The 20,226-nt window shown below is 65.1% G+C and carries 16 protein-coding genes, 1 other RNA gene and 2 pseudogenes; 12 read left to right on the top strand and 7 right to left on the bottom strand.

Translation table 11 applies throughout. The features are described from left to right. From VTU_RS25055 to radC, 4 genes and pseudogenes are all read left to right on the top strand, one after another. Window positions 1–396: IS5 family transposase (locus VTU_RS25055; RefSeq protein ID WP_010099686.1), on the top strand; the 396-nt coding region annotated here is incomplete at its 5' end. A gap of 67 nt (window positions 397–463) precedes the next feature. After that, window positions 464–1,480, top strand: coding sequence for an aspartate-semialdehyde dehydrogenase (locus VTU_RS0100230; RefSeq protein ID WP_010099685.1), 1,017 nt, complete (start codon window positions 464–466; stop codon window positions 1,478–1,480). Between the two features lie 37 nt (window positions 1,481–1,517). Beyond that, a pseudogene (locus VTU_RS25050) lies at window positions 1,518–2,006 on the top strand (IS3 family transposase); the annotation flags it as partial. 394 nt (window positions 2,007–2,400) lie between these two features. Continuing rightward, entirely contained in the window at window positions 2,401–2,910 is a 510-nt protein-coding gene (gene radC / locus VTU_RS0100220; protein WP_010099682.1) for a RadC family protein, read from the top strand. A 53-nt stretch (window positions 2,911–2,963) separates the two neighbouring features. On the opposite strand, the gene VTU_RS35360 is transcribed toward radC, so the two are convergent. Continuing rightward, the gene (locus VTU_RS35360; RefSeq protein ID WP_265257691.1) at window positions 2,964–3,173 is read right to left on the bottom strand and encodes a CIA30 family protein; all 210 of its coding nucleotides are present in this window, start codon (window positions 3,171–3,173) and stop codon (window positions 2,964–2,966) included. Beyond that, window positions 3,170–3,460, bottom strand: coding sequence for a CIA30 family protein (locus VTU_RS35355; protein WP_010099680.1), 291 nt, complete (start codon window positions 3,458–3,460; stop codon window positions 3,170–3,172). The genes VTU_RS35360 and VTU_RS35355 overlap by 4 nt, the downstream gene beginning before the upstream one ends. A gap of 764 nt (window positions 3,461–4,224) precedes the next feature. Here VTU_RS35355 and VTU_RS34560 point away from each other — a divergent pair. Further along, complete coding sequence (locus VTU_RS34560) at window positions 4,225–4,392, top strand: hypothetical protein (RefSeq protein WP_010099679.1); 168 nt, start codon at window positions 4,225–4,227, stop codon at window positions 4,390–4,392. A gap of 74 nt (window positions 4,393–4,466) precedes the next feature. On the opposite strand, the gene VTU_RS0100205 is transcribed toward VTU_RS34560, so the two are convergent. The 5 genes from VTU_RS0100205 to ompA form a co-directional block, all read right to left on the bottom strand. Beyond that, window positions 4,467–6,335 carry an IS1634 family transposase gene (locus VTU_RS0100205; protein ID WP_010099678.1) on the bottom strand — a complete coding sequence of 623 codons (1,869 nt, stop codon included), beginning with the start codon at window positions 6,333–6,335 and terminating at the stop codon, window positions 4,467–4,469. A gap of 377 nt (window positions 6,336–6,712) precedes the next feature. After that, window positions 6,713–7,098: a transfer-messenger RNA gene (gene ssrA / locus VTU_RS30975) on the bottom strand. Between the two features lie 12 nt (window positions 7,099–7,110). Then, window positions 7,111–7,776, bottom strand: a complete 666-nt coding sequence (locus VTU_RS0100200; protein ID WP_010099677.1) for an HAD-IA family hydrolase — start codon at window positions 7,774–7,776, stop codon at window positions 7,111–7,113. A gap of 10 nt (window positions 7,777–7,786) precedes the next feature. Continuing rightward, window positions 7,787–8,497, bottom strand: coding sequence for a bifunctional 2-polyprenyl-6-hydroxyphenol methylase/3-demethylubiquinol 3-O-methyltransferase UbiG (gene ubiG, locus VTU_RS0100195; protein WP_010099676.1), 711 nt, complete (start codon window positions 8,495–8,497; stop codon window positions 7,787–7,789). Window positions 8,498–8,629: 132 nt separating this feature from the next. Beyond that, window positions 8,630–9,286 carry an outer membrane protein OmpA gene (ompA, locus tag VTU_RS35520; RefSeq protein WP_010099675.1) on the bottom strand — a complete coding sequence of 219 codons (657 nt, stop codon included), beginning with the start codon at window positions 9,284–9,286 and terminating at the stop codon, window positions 8,630–8,632. 224 nt (window positions 9,287–9,510) lie between these two features. Here ompA and gyrA point away from each other — a divergent pair, with 224 nt between their 5' ends. The 7 genes and pseudogenes from gyrA (at window position 9,511) to VTU_RS0100155 (ending at window position 19,891) form a co-directional block, all read left to right on the top strand. Further along, window positions 9,511–12,156 (top strand): DNA gyrase subunit A, encoded by a 2,646-nt coding sequence (gene gyrA / locus VTU_RS0100185; protein ID WP_010099674.1) that lies wholly within the window; start codon window positions 9,511–9,513, stop codon window positions 12,154–12,156. A gap of 139 nt (window positions 12,157–12,295) precedes the next feature. Beyond that, window positions 12,296–13,405: a 3-phosphoserine/phosphohydroxythreonine transaminase gene (gene serC, locus VTU_RS0100180; protein WP_010099672.1), complete on the top strand. Its 1,110-nt coding sequence runs from the start codon at window positions 12,296–12,298 to the stop codon at window positions 13,403–13,405. A 16-nt stretch (window positions 13,406–13,421) separates the two neighbouring features. Further along, window positions 13,422–14,519, top strand: coding sequence for a prephenate dehydratase (pheA, locus tag VTU_RS0100175; RefSeq protein ID WP_010099671.1), 1,098 nt, complete (start codon window positions 13,422–13,424; stop codon window positions 14,517–14,519). A gap of 9 nt (window positions 14,520–14,528) precedes the next feature. Beyond that, window positions 14,529–15,413 carry a prephenate dehydrogenase gene (locus tag VTU_RS0100170; protein ID WP_010099670.1) on the top strand — a complete coding sequence of 295 codons (885 nt, stop codon included), beginning with the start codon at window positions 14,529–14,531 and terminating at the stop codon, window positions 15,411–15,413. A gap of 50 nt (window positions 15,414–15,463) precedes the next feature. Then, window positions 15,464–17,502: pseudogene (locus VTU_RS25040) on the top strand (bifunctional 3-phosphoshikimate 1-carboxyvinyltransferase/cytidylate kinase). Between the two features lie 180 nt (window positions 17,503–17,682). Further along, a complete protein-coding gene (gene rpsA, locus VTU_RS0100160) occupies window positions 17,683–19,368 on the top strand; it encodes a 30S ribosomal protein S1 (RefSeq protein ID WP_010099669.1) in 1,686 nt (561 codons plus the stop codon). A gap of 133 nt (window positions 19,369–19,501) precedes the next feature. Continuing rightward, window positions 19,502–19,891 carry an integration host factor subunit beta gene (locus VTU_RS0100155; protein ID WP_010099668.1) on the top strand — a complete coding sequence of 130 codons (390 nt, stop codon included), beginning with the start codon at window positions 19,502–19,504 and terminating at the stop codon, window positions 19,889–19,891. Window positions 19,892–20,226 lie beyond the last annotated feature (335 nt).

The raw sequence follows: 20,226 nt of genomic DNA, 5'->3' as shown, positions 1-20,226 counted from the left end.
GGGGGAGCAAGTACCAAGATCCACGCCACGGTCGATGCGCTTGGCAATCCCACAGGCTTTCTCCTGACGCCTGGCCAGGCGCACGATCTCCAAGGAGCTGACGTTTTGCTCAAAGACATACAAGCAGATGCAATCTTGGCCGATAAGGCCTATGACGCCCAGGATCGGGTGATCGAGCCACTGCTCAAGGCAGGCAAGACCGTCGTGATCCCGCCACGCAGTAAGCGCAACGACCAACGTGACTACGACCGGCATTTGTACAAAGCACGCCATCTGATCGAGAACTTCTTTGCCAAGCTCAAGCAATACCGCTGCATCGCCACTCGCTATGACAAAACTGCACGCAATTTCCTCGGCGCTGTTCATCTCGCCGCTTCGGTCGTCTGGCTCAATTGATGACAGGCCCTAGTTGCGCTTGCAGCCGGTGGTAGTATTTTCGGTCAATTTACTACTGGATCGAATCATGAAGAAGCTTCCTTCCGTCGGCATCGTTGGCGCCACAGGCGCGGTCGGCGTCCAACTCATCAAATGCCTTGAGGTGCGCGGTTTTCCGCTGTCAAGTCTCAGGTTGTTCGCATCTGCTCGGTCTGCAGGGAAAAGGCTACCGTTTCGTGGCCAGGATCTGATCGTTGAAGAACTCGGAAGCCGCAGTTTCGAGGGTTTGGACATCGCCCTGTTTTCTGCCGGTGGTTCGACGTCTAGGGAGTACATCCCGATCGCGGCAAAGGCAGGCACGGTCTCCATCGACAACTCTTCGGCCTTTCGAATGACCGACGGCGTGCCGCTGATCGTCCCGGAAGTCAATCCCCAGGCGCTTGGACCCGACGACAAGATCATCGCCAACCCTAACTGCTCAACCATCATCGCGCTGGTCCCGCTGTGGCCCATCCACCAGCGCCTGTCGATCTCCCGCGTGGTGGTCTCTACGTACCAAGCAGCTTCTGGTGCGGGCGCAGCCGGGATGGCGGAGCTGGAGCACTCAACCCGGGCGCACCTCGCTGGCGAGGCATTTGCCCCGCAGGTCTTCCCCCATTCGTACGCCTTCAACGTCTTCAGCCACAACTCGAAGGTCGACATCGAAGACGGCGACAACGAAGAAGAAGCGAAGATGCTGAAGGAGACGCGGAAGATCTTCTCCGCTCCAGGTTTCCGGATCTCCGCCACGTGTGTGCGAGTGCCCGTAATGCGAGCGCACTGCGAGTCGCTCCACGTCGAATGCGAGAAGCCGGTCGACCTGGAAGAGGTTCGAGGCATCCTGTCGAACGCCCCCGGCGTTCGGATCGTGGATGACCGGGCCGGCAACAAGTTTCCGATGCCCGTCGAGGCCAGCGGCCAAGATGACATCCTGGTCGGCCGTCTGCGCATGGACACTACCGACCCGACAAATCGCAGTTTCTGGATGTTCGTTTCCGGGGACCAACTGCTAAAGGGTGCGGCGCTCAATGCTGTCCAGATCGCGGAGTTGCTGCTGCAGAAGTAGCCCCTACATCCGCTTCGGAAACCGCTGATCGCAGGAGCGCAGCGCACGCGCCCAACGTGACGACGTTCTGGCTCCTCAGATCGAGCGCGTTTGGCAGGCCAACATGCAGGTCTACGGGGCTGACAAGGTCTGGCGTCAACTTGCTCGCGAAGGGACGGCGGCGGCGCGATGCACGGTCGAACGGCTGATGCGCCGACTCGGACTGCGCGGCGTGATGCGAGGCAAGATCGTGCGAATGACGATCAGCGACAGCAAGGCGTCATGCCCGCTGGACAAGGTCAACCGCCAGTTCCGCGCGGAGCGGCCGAACCAGCTCTGGGTCTCGGACTTCACCTACGTGTCGACGTGGCAGGGCTGGCAGTACGTGGCCTTCGTCATTGACGTCTTCGCCAGGCGCATCGTCGGCTGGCGCGTCAGCAGTTCGATGCGAACGGACTTCGTCCTCGATGCCTTGGAGCAGGCGTTGTACGCGCGGCAACCCGAACGGGATCGCAGCCTGGTGATTCACTCCGACCGCGGGTCGCAGCCCAGTGTCCGTCAGAAGGGTGTTCTGGTCCGTTCGGCACCGCACGCGGCAATGAGCAAGGGGATCCCGACCGGGAGCCTCCGGTGCCCTGTAGCGCATAGCGACAGGTGGCGGTGAGGATGCACGTTCGAGCTGCGGTAGGCAGGGATCTCTACGCCATCCGGCAGTCGTCGTCCTGCTCCGCTGTTCCAGGATTGAACAAGAGGTGGGAGCAGCCATTTGGCGGAGGGCTTGCCGTCTCGATCCACGCTACCACGCCGTTCTCGCCGTCAAGGTCTGCGCGCTCGCGGGGCGAGCGCTTGCGGCCTGCGGCCGTCTTCGAACCCTGACTGCTGCGCTGCGCCGTGGTGCTCCGGTCTCGGGCAATCCCGCCCGACACAGACCGGAGTTCGCCATGTCGATGACTTCCACTTCTTCCGCTGATGCCGCGCTGCTGGTGCGCGATGTCGATGGGCAGTACCGTCCTGCGCGTGCCGAAGAGGTGCTGTCGCAGGCGCGGCGCGTGCTGTCGCAACGGGTGCGGCGCGGTGCCACGATGTCGTCGCCGCAGGCGGTGAAGGACTACCTGCGCCTGGAGATCGGTGTGCTGGAGCACGAGGTGTTCTGCGTGCTGTTCGTCGATGCGCAGCACCGGATCATCGAGTTGAAGCAGATGTTCCGCGGCACGGTCACGCAGACCGCGGTGTATCCGCGCGAGGTGGTCAAGGCCGCGCTGGGGTGCAACGCGGCGGCAGTCTTGCTGGCGCACAACCATCCTTCGGGCGCGGCCGAACCGAGCGGTGCCGACGAGTTCCTGACGCAGACACTGAAGACGGCGCTCGCGCTGGTGGACGTGCGGGTGCTCGATCACCTGGTGGTGACGGGAGCCGATGTCCGTTCGTTTGCGGAGCTGGGGTTGCTTTGAGCCTCTGGGGGCACCTCGCGTGCCCCTTCGTTGTCTCTCGTTCGCCGGCCGGGTCAGGCAAGGCTGATCCGCCTGACATCGAGCGCGAAGGGGCCGACCTGGCGGGAGGCAATCATCAGGCCGACCTGGCGGATGCGGGCGGGGTCGAGCGCGGGTGCATTGGTGACTTCGCGTCCGTGGAAGCTGGCGCGGAAGTCGGCCAGCGGCAGATACAGGGTCTGCCAGACGGCGCCCGCGGGCGCGAAGCTGGCCTGGTAGTTCAGGCTGTCGAAACCGTCGTCGGTGAACAGACTGAGCTTGAACTGCTTGGATCGCGTCGCACTTCAATCAGGCAGGTTGCGGCACCGGGAAAGCCTCGATCGCCGGGGCCGGACCTCACGGAGGCGAAGCCGCCGTTGTGCTCCAGCGAGACTTCGCTTTCGAAGACGGCGTGCCCGGTGGGGGCACTGCGCAGCCTGCTGCGAGAGATGCCGCCCATCACGCGGGCGTCGATGGCGTGCCACGTGTTCGCCGCGGTCGGGTCGGTGAAGTCGAACAGCGGCTTGGACATTCTTGCTGCTCCTGGCATGACAAGTGGAAGGGCGGCCGGGGATCGTGGGCCCTGTGTCCTTCACGCTGCGCGTGAACGAGGCCCGCTTGGCGAACTGACCGGCTTGCAGGTCGCTGCGCTCGGTGCGGCGCCTGCCAGATCGCCACCCCGGTCACCCGCCAAGCCCGGAGCCGGGCCGCTCAATACAGGGTGCAGAGAAGTGCCCGCAGCGGCTGCGCCGCTGCAAGCCAGCGATCAGCGGCTCGACCGCGGCGCCAGTCGCTGCGCTTTGTGTCACGTCGGCCGCAGAGCCGCCGCTGCTCGTGATCGTGCGGTCGGCTGCGCTGCAACGGCTGCGCCAGGCGAACTGGCACATCGGCCGCGACGCTGCGTCGCCCGTGGAGAGGGGGCAGCCTGTGCGCCAGTCGTCCCTCCGCGCTCCCCCCACGCGCCCCCGTCGAATTGCGAGGGGGACTTGTGGGGGGATCTTCAAGCGGTGGGCCGGGAAACCGGCTCACTGCTTCTGCTGCTGATGACACCACCCATCCCCAACCCCTTCCCGAGAGGGAAGGGGCGATGCCCACCCCCCCGCCCGCCCGTGGGCGGGAGCAAGGGAGTCCGAGCGAGAGGATCAGTTTTCAGGGAACCGGACCGGGGCCCGGCTGGATGCTCTCGATTGGAGATCGTCATGGCAAACGTTTCTGTCATCCAGCGTCACGCGCACCTGGCCGGGGGCCGTCAAACTCGAATTCGTCAACGGACGCGAAGGCAAGATTGCCAAGGCCGTGCTGACCACGATCAGCAACACGCGCCGCGGTTCGGGCGAGGCGCGCGAGGAGGAGTCCACCGCGATGCAGTGGACGCTGTGCGGCAAGCAGGCCGAGAACGCGGCCGAGTACCTGGCCCAAGTTTGTCACTTCCCTCCGTCAACCCCAATAAAATCAACAACTTAGAGAGATTCCCCGGCGTGTATGGCACTACATTTTGTAGCTGCCTACCCGGTAATGAGCCAACGCAAACGGCCGATTCAGACGAGCACGCGGTGGGTGCGACCGGGATTGGGGTCGAGCTTGAGGATGGTGCCCAGGGTTTGATGCCCCGGTTGTGGACGCGTGGCCTTGCGCACATGCACGGTGCGGCCATCGCGCCGCTGCATGGTTACGGTGACCCGGCGCTGCGTGGACAGCGTCTGGCGCAGCGTATTCCAGCTATCGCTGACCCCCTGGGCCTTCAGTTGCGAGCGCAGCATGTGCACGAAGTGATACGCCAGCACGCTGATGAACAAATGCCCTTCGACACGGCGATCGATCCGGTGGAATACCGGGCGCAGGCCCAGGTCGGTCTTGAGTGATCGAAACACCGATTCCAGTTCGGTGAGCATGGTGTAGGTGCGCCACAGCGTGGCGTTGTCCTGCTCGACCAAGGTGGTCCGCAGGCAGTACACGCCAGGGTGCGCAGCCGCGCTACCGGGCTTGGTGCGTTTGTCCCAAGTGATGGCGGTGATGCGCTGGTCCTCGGGATCGGTGGTGACGCTGATCTCGTAATGTTGCGCAGCACGCGCGAAGCGTTGTTTGAGGCGGCCCAAGCGCTGCATGATGGTGGCTGCATCCTGACGGCCTTTGGACTTGCTCAGGCTGGCGTGCAGTCTGGCCAGCGCGGCCTCCAAGCCGCTGGCCTTGGCCTCGTCGATGGCGCGATCCTTTTGCTCGCGTGCGGGCGAATGGCAGTACAGCAGCACATGGCCTTGGGCGTCAAGCACGCGCTGTAGTTTGATCGTCACGCCGCCGGCCGATTGCACCTCGGTGGCCTGCGCCGGATCGAACTGACGCCGGCGCAGTTTGGAGACGACCACGTAGTGGTAGCCCTGATCGCGTAGCCATCGCAGGTTGGCCTCGGTGGAGATGCCCGCGTCCATCACCACCGTGGCACTTGGGGCCGCATCCAGGCCGGTGAGCATGTCCTTGAGGGTGCTCGGCTCGCTGGCATTGCCGGCGAAGAACTGCACGCGCCGCACGAACCCGCTGGCGTCCAGCGCCATGGCCAGTGTCACCAGCGGGCAGTCGCTGCGGCGTTCCTTGCTGCGGCCGCGCTTGGCCTTGTCCACCGCAGCAGCCCCGCCCTCGAAGTAGGTGTTGGTCAGGTCGTACAGCGTGATCGTCTGGCCCAGGCCGAACATCGCGCGGGCACGACCGAACAGGTGCTCCTGCAAGGCCTCGCGGTGCTTGTACAGCGCGTCCGATGCGCGGTACAAACGGTTCAAGTCCATCGCCTGGAAGTCAAATTCGAGCAACTCACCCAGCGCCGATTGGTCCTTCAACCAAGCGTGCGTTGCCAGTTCGCTGCACGGCAGGGCCATGCGCGCGACGACGTTGCCAACAGCCGCAGCGATCTGCGGGCGGTTCAGGCCCAACTGTGCGAGCTTGTCCTCAAAGCCGCATTGGCGCATCGCCGACAGCGCAGCGTGCTCGACGCCCACACTGCGCGGGTTGACCAATTCGAGCGAGTCCAGATCCACCTCTTGGTAGCGATCGACGGCGCCAGTTTCAGTGGGCGACTTGCTGGCCGGCAGGGCAGCAGCCGGGGCATCGGGCAGCGCTGTGCAAGGCAGGTCCAGGTTGGGCGTGCGCGCAATGATCTGGGCTGCGAAGCGTTGCGCCAAGACCTGCACCTGCTCGGGCAGGGACGCATCGGGCATGGAACATTGCCCATGCAACAGTTCGTCGATGCGCTTGGCCAACGCGGGCCAATGGGCTTGGGGCAGGTCCAAGTGGCTGCCCAAGTTGAGCAAGGTGCTTTGCTTGATGACATGACCGACCCGGGCGCTGTGCACCAGGCGGTGGGTCACGTAGGGTTCGCCCGAGAGACGATTGCGAGTCTGGGTGCGGCGAATAAACATGAGCGCGATGATGCACGAAAAGCCGGGGTTTGTGTAATGTTATAAAATTATGGCACTACAATTTGCTTCTGAGAAAAACCTAATGAAAACAATGACTTACGTGCGTCGGAGAGGGGAAATCAGCGAAAAGTTGACAAACTTGGGCCAAGCAAGCGAAGAAGCAAATCGACGGCCCGCAAACCCGCGCCGATACACGACTTCGGGTCTTGAATGTTCAAGAGGACCGCAGAGAACAGAGAGAGAAAAACGGCAGAATGCGCGCCTGGAGGGGCCACTTCGGCAGGGGGGTGCTCAAGAGGCCAAGGTGCGAGACCGCGCCAACACTGGGGGATCAGGCAAAAAAATCCCAACCGGATAAGGGTTGGGATTGTGCATTGTGGTGGAGCTGGCGGGAATTGAACCCGCGTCCGCAAGCCTTTACCGGGCAGATCTACATGTTTAGCGGTCTGATTTGAGTCTCGCCACCAATGTCGCGCAGGCGCACGCTACGTTGGCCGCCAGCACCCTGTTTTCTCACCCCGATCCAAGGTGCCCGGATCGGGGCCAGCCCATGTAATTATCCTTGCAGCCGGGAGGCGCTGATTGCTCAGAACCCCCTTGCCCAGCCCATCGGCCAACTGTTGCAAGGCTCACCGCAATCAAGCAGCGAGTGCGAAACGTTCGTCGTTTGCAGTTAGTTTGTTGAATCGAGATTTACGAGCGTGACCCAAGCTCGACATGCACCACACCGGCTCCGAACCCACGTCGAAACCAGGACAGCCCCAAGCCCTGCATTCTAAGCGTTCGCGAGCAGCTGCAGGAGTTCTGAAGGAGATTTAATTGTGGCATGGGCGCCCCATTCCAGCGGATTGGACTTTGCGCCCAAATAGCCGTAGGTGGCAGCCACTGTGCCCATGCCGGCGGCCAGACCGGCCACGATGTCGCGTTCATCATCGCCGACGTAGATGCACTGCCCGGGGGCAAGTTGCAATCGTTCTGCCGCTTCAAGCAGGGGGGCCGGGTGCGGCTTTGCGTAGGCCGTGGTGTCTCCGCTCACCACGGCCCCGGCAGTTCCGAACAACGCAATGGCGCGGGTCAGGGGCTCGGTGAACCGCGCTCCCTTGTTGGTGACCACGCCCCAGGCCATGCCACGGCGCAAAATTTGATCGACGAGTTCGGCGATTCCGTCAAAGACGTTGGTGCGTTGCGTCAGGCACGACGCGTAGTTCACGAAGAACTCCTCACGCATGCCCATGAACTCCGGGTGGTCGGGGGCCATGCCGAAGGCCTCGCCCAGCATGCCGCGGGCACCGGCGCCTGCCATGGGGCGGTAGCGCTCCAGCGGCAGGGAGGGCAGGCCTCGGTCGGTGCGCATCTTGTCGGCAGCGGCACCAAGGTCGGGAGCGCTGTCGATCAGCGTTCCGTCCAGGTCGAACAGAACGGCACGGATATTATGGAACATTGGTAAGACTTCAGGTGGCGCGCCGGGTGGCAAGAAGATAGTTCACGCTGGTGTCAGCGCTCAGCCAATAGCGCCGCGTGAGCGGGTTGTATTCCAGGCCCTTTGTCTTCTGAATGTCAAGCCCCGCGCTGCGGCAGTTCGCTGCCAGTTCACTGGGCCGGATCAGTCGGGCGTATTCATGCGTTCCGCGGGGCAGCATGTTCAGCAGGTATTCGGCACCCACGATCGCCAGCATGAAGGCCTTGGCATTGCGGTTGATGGTGGAGAAAAACACCCAGCCGCCAGGTTTCACGAGTTCCGAGCAGGCATGCACCACGGATGCCGGGGAAGGAACATGCTCGAGCATCTCCATGCAGCTGACCACGTCAAAGCCCGCAGGTTGCTCCTTGGCCAAGGCTTCGACGCTGATTTCCCGGTACCGGACATTCGCGGTCCGGGCTTCCAGCGCATGCAGTTCGGCCACGCGCAGGGCCTTGGACGCCAGATCGATCCCCGTCACGTCCGCCCCCTTGCGGGCCATGGCGTCGGCCAGAATGCCGCCACCGCAGCCAACGTCCAGCACACGCTTGCCGGACAACTGGCACAGCCCATGGATCCAGTCGAGCCGCAAGGGGTTGATCTGGTGCAAGGGGCGAAACTCGCTCTCGGGGTCCCACCAGCGATGGGCCAGTTCCGAAAACTTGTTCAGTTCGGCGGGATCGGCATTCACGGTTTCACGCATGCCCGGATTGTCCACGATGCGGGGAAGGAGGAAGGGCCCGGAAGGCAGGGAAAACCTCGCTGCACGGCATACATGCCCGTAAAAAAGCCCCGTCACCGGGGCTTTTCGCTCATCCAGGGTTGGCCGGGATGATTACTTGGAACTGCGGGTTCCGACCACTTCGATTTCCACGCGGCGGTTCTTCGAACGGCCTTGGGAGGTCTTGTTGTCGGCAACGGGTTGCTTTTCGCCCTTGCCTTCGGTGTACACGCGGTTCTTTTCGATGCCCTTGGAGACCAAGTAGGCCTTCACGGCTTCGGAGCGGCGCACCGACAGTTTTTGGTTGTAAGCATCGGAGCCCACGGAGTCGGTGTGACCCACGGCGATGATCACTTCCAGGTTGATGTCCTTGACCTTGGAGATCAGGTCGTCAAGCTTGGCCTTGCCTTCGGGCTTGAGCACCGACTTGTCGAAGTCGAAGAAGGCGTCGGCGGCGTAGGTTACCTTGCTCGCCGCAGCGGGCGCTGGAGTCATCGGGGCAGGCGCGGGGGCTGGAGCCGGGGCAGCAGCGGCCGGAGCAGGTGCCGACGAAGCCGCAGCAGCGGCCGGAGCCTGGGAGACGATGGCACCATCGCAACCACGGGTGGCGGCGGCAGGCGTCCAGTTGGAATCGCGCCAGCAGAATTCACCGGTTCCGTTCTTCCATGCCAGTTGGCCGGAAGCATCGTTCCAGTTGGCAGTCTGTGCACCTGCGGCGGTTGCGAGCGCTGCGGAAGCAAACAGCATCGCTACTTTGTTCAGTTTCTTCATGGTTCTCCTCTTGGGGAAAAAGCCGCAGCCGCGCTGCGAATCAAGACGCTTTGGGTGAGTACCACCCGAAGCGGTCGGCCAATTGTGCCATACGCACCGGGGCAAGCCGTGGCAACGGCCGCTCGGCCTGTAGGAACAAATCCTGAATTGCTTCAATATGTTGCGCGTTTGCTACACGGTCTTGCCCCTAGAATGGCCCTCCCGTGCCGTCCTCTGCCGTCCCAATGACCCAGTTCGCCAAAGAAACCCTGCCGATCAGCCTCGAAGAAGAGATGCGGCGCAGCTACCTCGACTACGCGATGAGCGTGATCGTGGGCCGGGCCCTGCCCGACGCGCGCGACGGCTTGAAGCCCGTGCACCGCCGCGTACTGTTTGCGATGCACGAGCTGCGCGTCGATTGGAACCGCCCGTACAAGAAGTCGGCCCGCCTCGTGGGGGACGTGATCGGCAAATACCACCCGCACGGCGATTCTGCGGTCTACGACACCATCGTGCGCATGGCGCAGGATTTCTCGCTGCGCCACATGCTGGTCGATGGCCAGGGCAATTTCGGCTCGGTTGACGGCGACAACGCCGCGGCCATGCGTTACACCGAAATCCGCTTGGCCAAGATTGCGCACGAGATGTTGGCCGACATCGACAAGGACACGGTCGATTTCGGCCCCAACTACGATGGCAGCGAAAAAGAGCCGCTGGTCCTGCCCAGCAGGCTGCCCAATCTGCTGGTCAATGGCTCGGCGGGAATTGCCGTGGGCATGGCCACCAATATCCCGCCGCATAACCTCAACGAGGTGATCGACGCCTGCCTGCACCTGCTGCGCAACCCGGATGCATCGATCGACGAGTTGATGGAGATCATCCCGGCGCCCGATTTCCCCACGGCCGGAATCATCTACGGCATCCAGGGCGTCAAGGACGGTTACCGCACCGGCCGCGGCAAGGTCGTGATGCGCGCCAAGTGCCACTTCGAGGACATAGACCGTGGCCAGCGCCAGGCGATCATCGTCGACGAGCTGCCCTACCAGGTGAACAAGAAGACGCTGCAGGAGCGCATGGCCGAGCTGGTGCACGAGAAGAAACTCGAGGGCATCAGCCATATCCAGGACGAGTCCGACAAGTCGGGCATGCGCCTGGTGATCGAGCTCAAGCGCGGCGAAGTTCCCGAGGTGGTGCTGAACAATCTGTACAAGCAGACGCAGCTGCAAGACACCTTCGGCATGAACATGGTGGCGCTGGTCGATGGTCAGCCCCGGCTGTGCAACCTCAAGGACTTGATCGACGTTTTCCTGCAGCACCGCCGCGAAGTCGTCACGCGCCGCACGGCGTTCGAACTGCGCAAGGCGCGCGACCGGGGCCATGTGCTCGAGGGCCTGGCCGTGGCGCTGGCGAACATCGACGAGTTCATCGCCATCATCCGCAACGCGCCGACTCCACCGGTGGCCAAGACCGCCCTGATGGCGCGGCCCTGGGACAGCGGGCTGGTGCGCGAGATGCTCACGCGCACCCGTGCCGACGGTGCGGCGATCAACGCCGACGACTACCGCCCCGAAGACCTGGACCAGGGACTGGGCATGGGTCGGGACGGCCTGTACCGCCTGTCGGACACGCAGGCCCAGGAAATCCTGCAGATGCGCCTGCAGCGCCTGACCGGCCTGGAGCAGGACAAGATCGTCGCCGAGTACAAGGAGATCATGGCGGTGATCGAAGACCTGCTGGACATCCTGGCCAAGCCCGAGCGCGTGTCGCTCATCATGGGCGACGAGCTCGCCGCGATCCGGCAGGAGTTCGGCCAGCACAAGCTGGGCGCACGCCGCAGCGTCGTCGAGCACAGTGCGCAGGACATCTCGACCGAAGACCTGATCACGCCCACCGACATGGTCGTCACGCTCAGCCACGCGGGCTACATCAAGAGCCAGCCGTTGTCCGAGTACCGTGCGCAAAAGCGCGGCGGGCGCGGCAAGCAGGCCACGGCGACGAAGGCGGACGACTGGATCGACCAGCTCTTCATCGCGAACACGCACGACTTCATCCTGTGCTTTTCCAACCGCGGCCGGCTGTATTGGATCAAGGTGTGGGAGGTGCCCGCAGGGTTGCGCGGCGCGCGCGGGCGACCGATCGTGAACATGTTTCCGCTCCAGGATGGAGAGAAGATCAACGTGGTGCTGCCGCTCACCGGCGAGATGCGCAGTTTCCCGGCGGACCGCTACGTGTTCATGGCGACCAGCATGGGCACGGTCAAGAAGACCGCACTCGACGAATTCAGCAACCCGCGCAAGGGCGGAATCATTGCCGTGAACCTGGACGAGGGCGATTACCTGATCGGCGCCGCGCTCACGGACGGCCGGCACGACGTGATGCTGTTCAGCGACGGCGGCAAGGCCGTGCGCTTTGACGAGAACGACGTGCGCCCGCTGGGTCGCCAGGCACGCGGCGTGCGCGGCATGATGCTGGAAGACGGGCAGAGCGTGATCGCCATGCTCGTGGCCGAGGACGAAACGCAGAGCGTGCTCACCGCCACGGAAAACGGCTACGGCAAGCGCACCAGCATCGTCGAGTACACACGCCATGGCCGCGGCACCAAGGGCATGATCGCAATCCAGCAAAGCGAGCGCAACGGCAAGGTCGTCGCAGCCACGCTGGTGCATGCCGACGACGAGATCATGCTGATCACCGACAAGGGCGTTCTGGTGCGCACCCGGGTGGCCGAGATCCGCGCGCTGGGCCGCGCCACGCAGGGGGTGACGCTGATTGCGCTGGACGAAGGCTCGAAGCTCGGGGGCCTGCAACGCATCGTCGAAAACGATGCCAATGCGGCCGATGCGCAGACCGATGGCGAAGGCAGCGCAGACGGCGACGCGCCGGACGTCTGAAGCCCCGGCGCGAGTCGCCCTGCGACGCAAACACCATTCAGGGCAGCACCGACGACGCTATTAAAGCTGGAGCAGCTTGCGCCCATGCAAGCAGCCTGCGCCCATACAATAAGCACAAGATGCTTTCTGCCGATAGGTCATGATGCGCCCTTACAACTTTTCGGCCGGCCCGGCCGCGATTCCCGCCGAAGTCCTGGAACAGGCTGCGGCCGAGATGCTGGATTGGCATGGCTGCGGCATGGGTGTGATGGAGATGAGCCACCGGGGCCGGGAGTTCCTGTCCCTCTGCGAGCAGGCGCAGGCCGAACTGCGCGCCTTGCTCGCCGTGCCTGCGCACTTCGAGATCCTGTTCATGCAGGGCGGCGGCTTGGCTGAGAACGCCATCGTCCCGCTCAACCTGTCGCGCGCCGGTGCCGTCGATTTCGTGGTCACGGGCAGTTGGAGCCAGAAGTCGCAGCAGGAGGCGCGCAAGTACGCATCGGAGGTGAACGTGGTGGCTTCGGCCGAGGACAGCGGCTTCACCCGCCTGCCCGACCCCGCCACCTGGACGCTCAGCCGGGGGGCGAGCTACCTGCATATTTGCAGCAACGAGACCATCCACGGAATCGAGTTCCACCAACTGCCCGACCTCAGGGCGCTCGGCAGCGACGCCCCATTGGTCATCGACTTTTCGTCGCATGTGGCGTCGCGGCCGGTGGACTGGTCACGCGTCGGGCTGGCCTTTGGCGGCGCGCAGAAGAACCTCGGCCCCGCCGGCCTCACGTTGGTCGTGGTGCGCGAGGACTTGCTGGGCCACGCGCTGCCCGCCTGCCCGAGCGCGTTCGACTACCAGATCGTGGCGCGCAACCGGTCCATGTACAACACGCCGCCCACCTGGGGCATCTACGTGACGGGCCTGACCTTGCAGTGGATCGGACGCCAGCGCGAAGGCGCGCTCGGCGGCGTGGCGGCCCTGGAGCAGCGCAACATGGCCAAGGCCGCGCTGCTCTACGAAGCCATCGACACCTCGCAGCTGTACGTCAACAAGGTGGCCGCGAATTGCCGCTCGCGCATGAACGTCCCCTTCTTCCTGCGCGACGAAACGCGCAACGACGCTTTCCTGGCCGGCGCCCGCGAGCGCGGCCTGTTGCAGCTCAAGGGCCACAAGTCCGTGGGGGGCATGCGCGCCAGCATCTACAACGCCATGCCGCTGGCGGGCGTGCAGGCGCTGGTGGACTACATGCGCGAGTTCGAAGAAAAACACGCCTGAACACCGGGCCCCGTCCATGAACCATCCGCCAAGCCCACCCGACCTGGCCAGTCTGCGCGTGCAGATCGACACGCTCGATCAGCAACTGCTCACGCTGCTGAACCAGCGCGCCCGGGTGGCCGAGCGGGTGGGCGAGGTCAAGAAGCGCGAAGGCACGTCCTTCTTCCGCCCCGACCGCGTGGCGCAGGTCATCGAGAAGATCCAGGCCGCCAACCCGGGCCCGCTCAAGGGCCCGCACGTTGCGGCCATCTGGCGCGAGATCATGTCCGCCTGCCTGGCGCTCGAAGCGCCGCAGCGCGTGGCGGTGCTGGGGCCCGAAGGCACCTTCTGCGAGCAGGCGGCGATCGAATTCTTCGGCGGCGCCGCCGACCTGATGTACTGCGCCAATTTCGACGAGGTCTTCCACGCCACGGCCGCGGGCAGCGCGCAGTACGGTGTGGTGGGCGTGGAAAACTCCACCGAAGGCGTGGTCACGCGCTCGCTCGACCTGTTCCTGCACACCCCTGCGCACGTCGTGGGCGAGGTCAGCCTGCTGGTGCGGCACAACCTGCTGCGCACGGCGAATTCGCTCGACGGCATCGAGGTCGTTCTGGCGCACCCGCAGGCGCTGGCGCAGTGCCAGTCCTGGTTGGCCAAACAGCTCCCGCACGCCGAGCGCCGCCCGGTATCGAGCAACGCCGAAGGCGCGCGCCTGGCGACCACCTGCCCGGCATGGGCCGCCCTGTCCAGCGAGCGGGCGGCCACCCAGTTCGGCCTGCACATCGTCGCGCACGCCATTCAGGACGACGCCTACAACCGCACGCGCTTTGCCGTCATCTGCCTGCCGCACACGCTGCCGACGCCGCCGCCGTCGGACAGGGACTGCACCAGCCTCGTGGTATCGGTGCCCAACCGGCCCGGTGCCGTGCACGACCTGCTCGTTCCGCTCAAGACCCACGGCGTGTCGATGACGCGCTTCGAATCGCGCCCCGCGCGCACGGGCCAGTGGGAGTACTACTTCTACATCGACCTCGACGGCCACCCCACCCAGCCCCATGTGGCGCGGGCGCTGCAAGAGCTGCGCAGCTTGTGCGCGTTCTACAAGATCCTGGGCGCCTACCCGGTCGCGCCCTGAGGAGCCGCCATGTTCGAACAATTGGGACTGATCGGCTGCGGGCTCATGGGGGGATCGTTCGCGCTGGCCGCGAAAAAAGCGGGCCTGGTGCAGCGCGTGGTCGGCTACAGCAAGTCCCCCACCACCACCGACCGGGCGCGCCAACTGGGCGTGATCGACGTCGAAGCGCCCTCGGCCCTGCTCGCGGTCTCGGGCGCCGACATCGTGCTGCTCGCCGTCCCCGTGGCCGCCACCGAGGCCACGCTCAAGGCCATCAAGCACCTGGTCACGCCGCAGATGCTCATCATGGACGTCGGTTCGACCAAGGCGGACGTGGTCCAGGCCGCGCAGCGCGCGTTGCGCGACCGGGTGGGCTCGTTCGTTCCGGCGCATCCGATCACCGGGCGCGAGGTCTCTGGCGTGGAGCACGCCGACGACAGCCTCTACAGCGGGCGCCAAGTCATCCTGACCCCGACCGAACACACCCTCCTGGTCCAGTTGCAAAAGGCCGAAGACGTCTGGGTTGCGCTGGGCTGCCGCGTGACCAGCATGCTGCCCGAGGCGCATGACATGGCCTTTGCGGCCGTCAGCCACCTGCCCCACGTGCTGGCCTTTGCCATGATGAACAGCATCACCGGGCAATCGGACGGCGACGATTTCCTCTCGCTCGCCGGGCCCGGCTTTCGGGACTTCACGCGCATCGCCGCCGGCGACCCCAAGATGTGGCGTGACATCCTGCTGTCCAACCGGGAAGAGCTGATCGCCCAGTCCAGGCTGTTCCGGCAGGCGCTGCACGCGATCGAGCAGGCCATGGAAAAGGGCGACGCGCAGGCCCTGGAGGACATGCTGACCCTGGCCAGCAAAACCCGCACCCACTGGCGCATGGGCGTTCAGAGAGGGACAAAGCCGCGTTAGTTGGCTGCGCCCGTTCCGGTAGCCCGCACCCATCCCCCCATTCCCCATCCATGTTTGACACCGCCTTTCTCGACCTCCCCGCGCTAAGCGCCGCAGGGGGCGAGGTCCACTTGCCCGGCTCAAAGAGCATTTCCAACCGCGTACTGCTGCTGGCCGCGCTCAGCAGCGGAAGCACCACCGTGCACGACCTGCTGGCGTCCGACGACACCCGCGTGATGCTCGACGCGCTGCGCGAGATCGGTTGCAGCGTTGACGCGGCGGGCGGCAGCAGCGTGCGCATCACCGGCCTGGGCGGACGCCCCCCGCGATCGCCTGCAAAACTTTTTCTGGGCAACGCCGGAACCGCGATGCGCCCGCTCACGGCGGCGCTTGCGCTGCTCGGCGGCGAGTTCGAGCTCAGCGGCGTCGCGCGCATGCACGAGAGGCCGATTCGCGACCTGGTCGATGCGCTGCGCCAGATGGGCTGCCGCATCGACTACCTGGGAACCGACGGCTACCCGCCGCTGCGCATCGTGCAGACGCCGGGCGTCCCGGCGCTGACCGCGCCCATCCGCGTGCGCGGCGACGTATCGAGCCAGTTCCTCACGGCGCTGCTCATGGCGCTGCCGCTGGCCGCTGGCACGCAGGACATCGTGATCGAAGTGCTCGGCGAGCTGATCTCCAAGCCGTACATCGCGATCACGCTCGCGCTCCTGGCGCGCTTTGGCATCGTCGTCGGGCAGCAGGACTGGCAGCGCTTCACGATCGCAGCGGGCAGCCGCTACCAGTCGCCGGGCAGCATCCACGTCGAGGCCGACGCCTCGTCGGCGAGCTATTTCGTGGCACTGGGCGCCATTGCCTCCAGCGCCTGCGAGCCCAAGGGCATCACGCTGCGCGGCGTGGGGCTGGATTCGATCCAGGGCGACATCCGCTTCGTGGATGCGGCGCGTGCCATGGGCGCCGTGGTCACGGGCGGACCCAACTGGCTACATATCCAGCGCGCAGCGCCCGGACAGGGATGGCCGCTCAAGGCCATCGACATGGACTGCAACCACATCCCCGACGCCGCGATGACGCTCGCGGTCATGGCCTTGTACGCCCAGGGCAGCAGCACGCTGCGCAACATCGCGAGCTGGCGCGTGAAGGAGACCGACCGCATCGCCGCCATGGCAACCGGGCTGCGCAGGCTTGGCGCCAGCGTCGAGGAAGGGGCGGACTTCATCCGCATCACGCCCCCGCCGCAGGCCCGGGACTGGAAAGCCGCGAGCATCCCCACCTTCGACGACCACCGCGTGGCCATGTGCTTCTCGCTGGTGGCCTTCAACCCCGCCGGCCTGCCGGTGGCATCCAGGACCCCGGGTGCGTGGCCAAGACCTTCCCGGACTACTTCGAGGCCCTGCTCGCGCTCGCGCAGGCGCCGGCCGGGCGCATCCCGGTGATCTGCATCGACGGCCCCACGGCCTCGGGCAAGGGAACCGTGGCCGCCGCGCTGGCCCGGCAACTGGGCTACCACTTTCTGGATTCGGGCGCGATCTACCGCGCCACCGCGCTGGCCGCAGTGCGCGCGGGGTTGGCGCCTGACGCCGGCAACGAAGCGCGCATCGCCGCGCTGGCGCAGACCCTGCCCGTGCGCTTTGCCGGCGACCGGGTGCTGCTTGGCAGCGACGACGTGAGCCAGGCCATCCGCACCGAAGAGGTGGGCGTGAACGCCTCCCGCGTCTCCGCCATGCCCGCCGTGCGCGCGGCCCTGGTGGCGCTGCAACACGGCTTTTTGCGCCTGCCGGGGCTGGTGGCCGATGGCCGCGACATGGGGACGGTGATCTTCCCGCAGGCCCCGCTCAAGATTTATTTGACGGCCAGCGCCGAGCGCCGCGCCGAGCGCCGCCATAAGCAATTGATTTCAAAGGGCTTTTCGGCTAGCATCGACGACCTTTGCGCGGCCTTGCAGGCGCGCGACGCGCGGGACGGCTCCCGCAGCGTCGCGCCCCTCACGCCCGCGCAGGACGCCCTGGTTCTGGACAACTCCGACTTGACGATCGATGAAACCGTCGCCCGGGTGTTGGCCGAGTGGCAGGCGCGCCAACCTTTCGCAGTTTCTGCGCAAGGTTGAGGAATGCCGGGCCGCAAGGCCTTGGCAAACAGGCCCACGCAGCCCCTCCCGCGCAGCAGCGCACCGGTTGTGTGGATCGTTTAACCCGAACCGCGGTAGCCCCGCAAAAAATCACCGCAGACAGCGATAAAAACAGCAGCAATAGTGCTGCTGGAACCCTGTTTGTGGCCAAGGAAACACATGTCCGAATCTTTCGCCGCCCTTTTTGAAGAGTCCCTGCAGCACACGGAAATGCGCCCGGGCGAAGTCATCACCGCCGAGGTCGTGCGCGTGGAACACAGCTTCGTCGTGGTCAACGCCGGCCTCAAGTCCGAGGCCTACGTGCCGCTCGACGAGTTCAAGAACGACAAGGGCGAGGTCGAGGTCCAGGTGGGCGACTTCGTCTCGGTGGCCATTGGCACCATCGAAAACGGCTACGGCGACACCATCCTGTCGCGCGACACCGCCAAGCGCCTGGCTTCCTGGATGAGCCTGGAAAAGGCCCTGGAATCGGGCGAATTCGTCACCGGAACGACCAGCGGCAAGGTCAAGGGCGGCCTGACCGTTCTGGTCAACGGCATCCGCGCGTTCCTGCCCGGTTCGCTGATCGATACCCGTCCGATCAAGGACCTGACGCCCTACGAAAACAAGACCCTGGAGTTCAAGGTCATCAAGCTCGACCGCAAGCGCAACAACGTGGTGCTCAGCCGCCGCGCCGTGGTCGAGGCCTCGATGGGCGAAGAACGCGCCAAGCTCATGGAAACCCTCAAGGAAGGCAGCATCGTGCAAGGCGTGGTGAAGAACATCACCGAATACGGCGCCTTCGTCGACCTGGGCGGAATCGATGGCCTGCTGCACATCACCGACATGGCATGGCGCCGCGTGCGCCACCCATCGGAAGTGGTCACGGCGGGCCAGGAACTCACCGCCAAGATCCTCAAATTCGACACCGAAAAGAACCGCGTCTCCCTGGGCCTCAAGCAAATGGGCGACGACCCCTGGCTCGGCGTCGGCCGCCGCTACCCCCAGGGCACGCGCCTGTTCGGCAAGGTCACGAACATCGCCGACTACGGCGCGTTCGTCGAACTCGAACCCGGCATCGAAGGCCTGGTGCACGTCTCCGAAATGGACTGGACGAACAAGAACATCGCCCCCGCCAAGCTGGTTGCGCTGGGCGACGACGTCGAGGTCATGGTGCTGGAAATCGACGAAGACAAGCGCCGCATCAGCCTGGGAATGAAGCAGTGCAAGGCCAACCCCTGGCAGGAATTCGCCCAGGACACCAAGCGCGGCGACCGCGTCAAGGGTCCCATCAAGTCGATCACCGACTTTGGCGTGTTCGTCGGCCTGGCTGCCGGCATCGACGGCCTGGTGCACCTGTCCGACCTCTCGTGGAACGAACCCGGCGAAGCCGCGGTGCGCAACTACAAAAAGGGCCAGGAAGTGCAGGCCATCGTGCTCGCCGTGGACGTGGACCGCGAACGCATCTCGCTGGGCATCAAGCAACTCGACGGCGACCCGTTCACGACCTTCGTCACCGTGAACGACAAGGGCCAGACGGTGACCGGCAAGGTCAAGAGCGTGGACGCCCGGGGCGCCGAAATCGAACTCGGCGAAGACATCGTGGGCTACCTGCGCGCCTCGGAAATCTCCCGCGACCGCGTGGAAGACGCGCGCAACGTGCTCAAGGAAGGCGACGAGGTCACGGCCGTGGTGGTGAATGTGGATCGCAAGACGCGCAACATCCAGCTGTCGATCAAGCAAAAGGACATGGTTGACCAGCAGGAAGCCATGCAAACCCTGTCGCAGCAGTCCACGCGCGAGAGCGCCGGAACGACCAGCCTCGGCGCCCTGCTGCGCGCCAAGCTGGACAACGCGGAAAAGTAAAGCGCACCGGAGAACCCGCCAAGAGAAAACCCTGGGCAGCGAAGGTCCGAGCGCGGGCGCGCTGCCCAGGAAACGCGGCAGCCGGGCGGGGCTTCGGTCGAGCGCGGGGGCCCGCTGATAATGCAGGCCAGCCATGCCGATCAAGCCCATTCCCCAGGACTCCATGACCCGCTCAGACCTCGTTGAAGAACTGGCTGCCCGCTTTAGTCAGCTGACGCCCCACGATGCCGAATACGCCGTCAAGACCATTCTTGACGCCATGGGCGCTGCCCTGGTGCGTGGGCACCGCATCGAGATCCGGGGCTTTGGCAGCTTTTCGATCAACCACCGCCCGCCCCGCATGGGCCGCAATCCGCGCAGCGGCGAAGCGGTGGCCATCCCGGAAAAGCGGGTTCCGCACTTCAGGCCCGGCAAGGCCCTGCGCGAAGCAATGGACGAGCGCACAGCCGAAATGCAGGAGAGCACCAGCGTCGTTCCCCCCGGGTCCGGCGAAGCGCAATTGCCAGCGCCCCGCCCGGAATGAAGCTACAGATGCCGCGCTATGATGCGCGGCATGCAGAACCGGCCTGTCTTTGCCTGCGCATCCCTCCCCGGTATGGGCAGGCGCTGGGGATCAGTCGTGCCTTACCCCGCCCAGCGGACGCTGCGCAGCTGGTTTTGCCAAGCCGCAAGCATCTCTCCCTGGATGACCTCCCTCCGGGCCCTGGCGATGTGCCAAAGGCCGAACCGTCCGCTCCACCCCGTAGGAACCGCTGGCCCCATGGTACGGCTGGCTGCTGAGTTCGTCCCCACGGGCGCCAAAACACCGGCGCCCGGCAAGGACACCGGGCATGCGCACCCGCAGCGTCCTGTGTTCGA

This window comes from Verminephrobacter aporrectodeae subsp. tuberculatae At4 (assembly GCF_000193225.1).
In the GTDB taxonomy this organism is placed as follows: domain Bacteria; phylum Pseudomonadota; class Gammaproteobacteria; order Burkholderiales; family Burkholderiaceae_C; genus Acidovorax; species Acidovorax aporrectodeae.
Note: the sequence above shows the minus strand (reverse complement) of the source record. Positions and strands in the feature narration are given on the sequence as shown.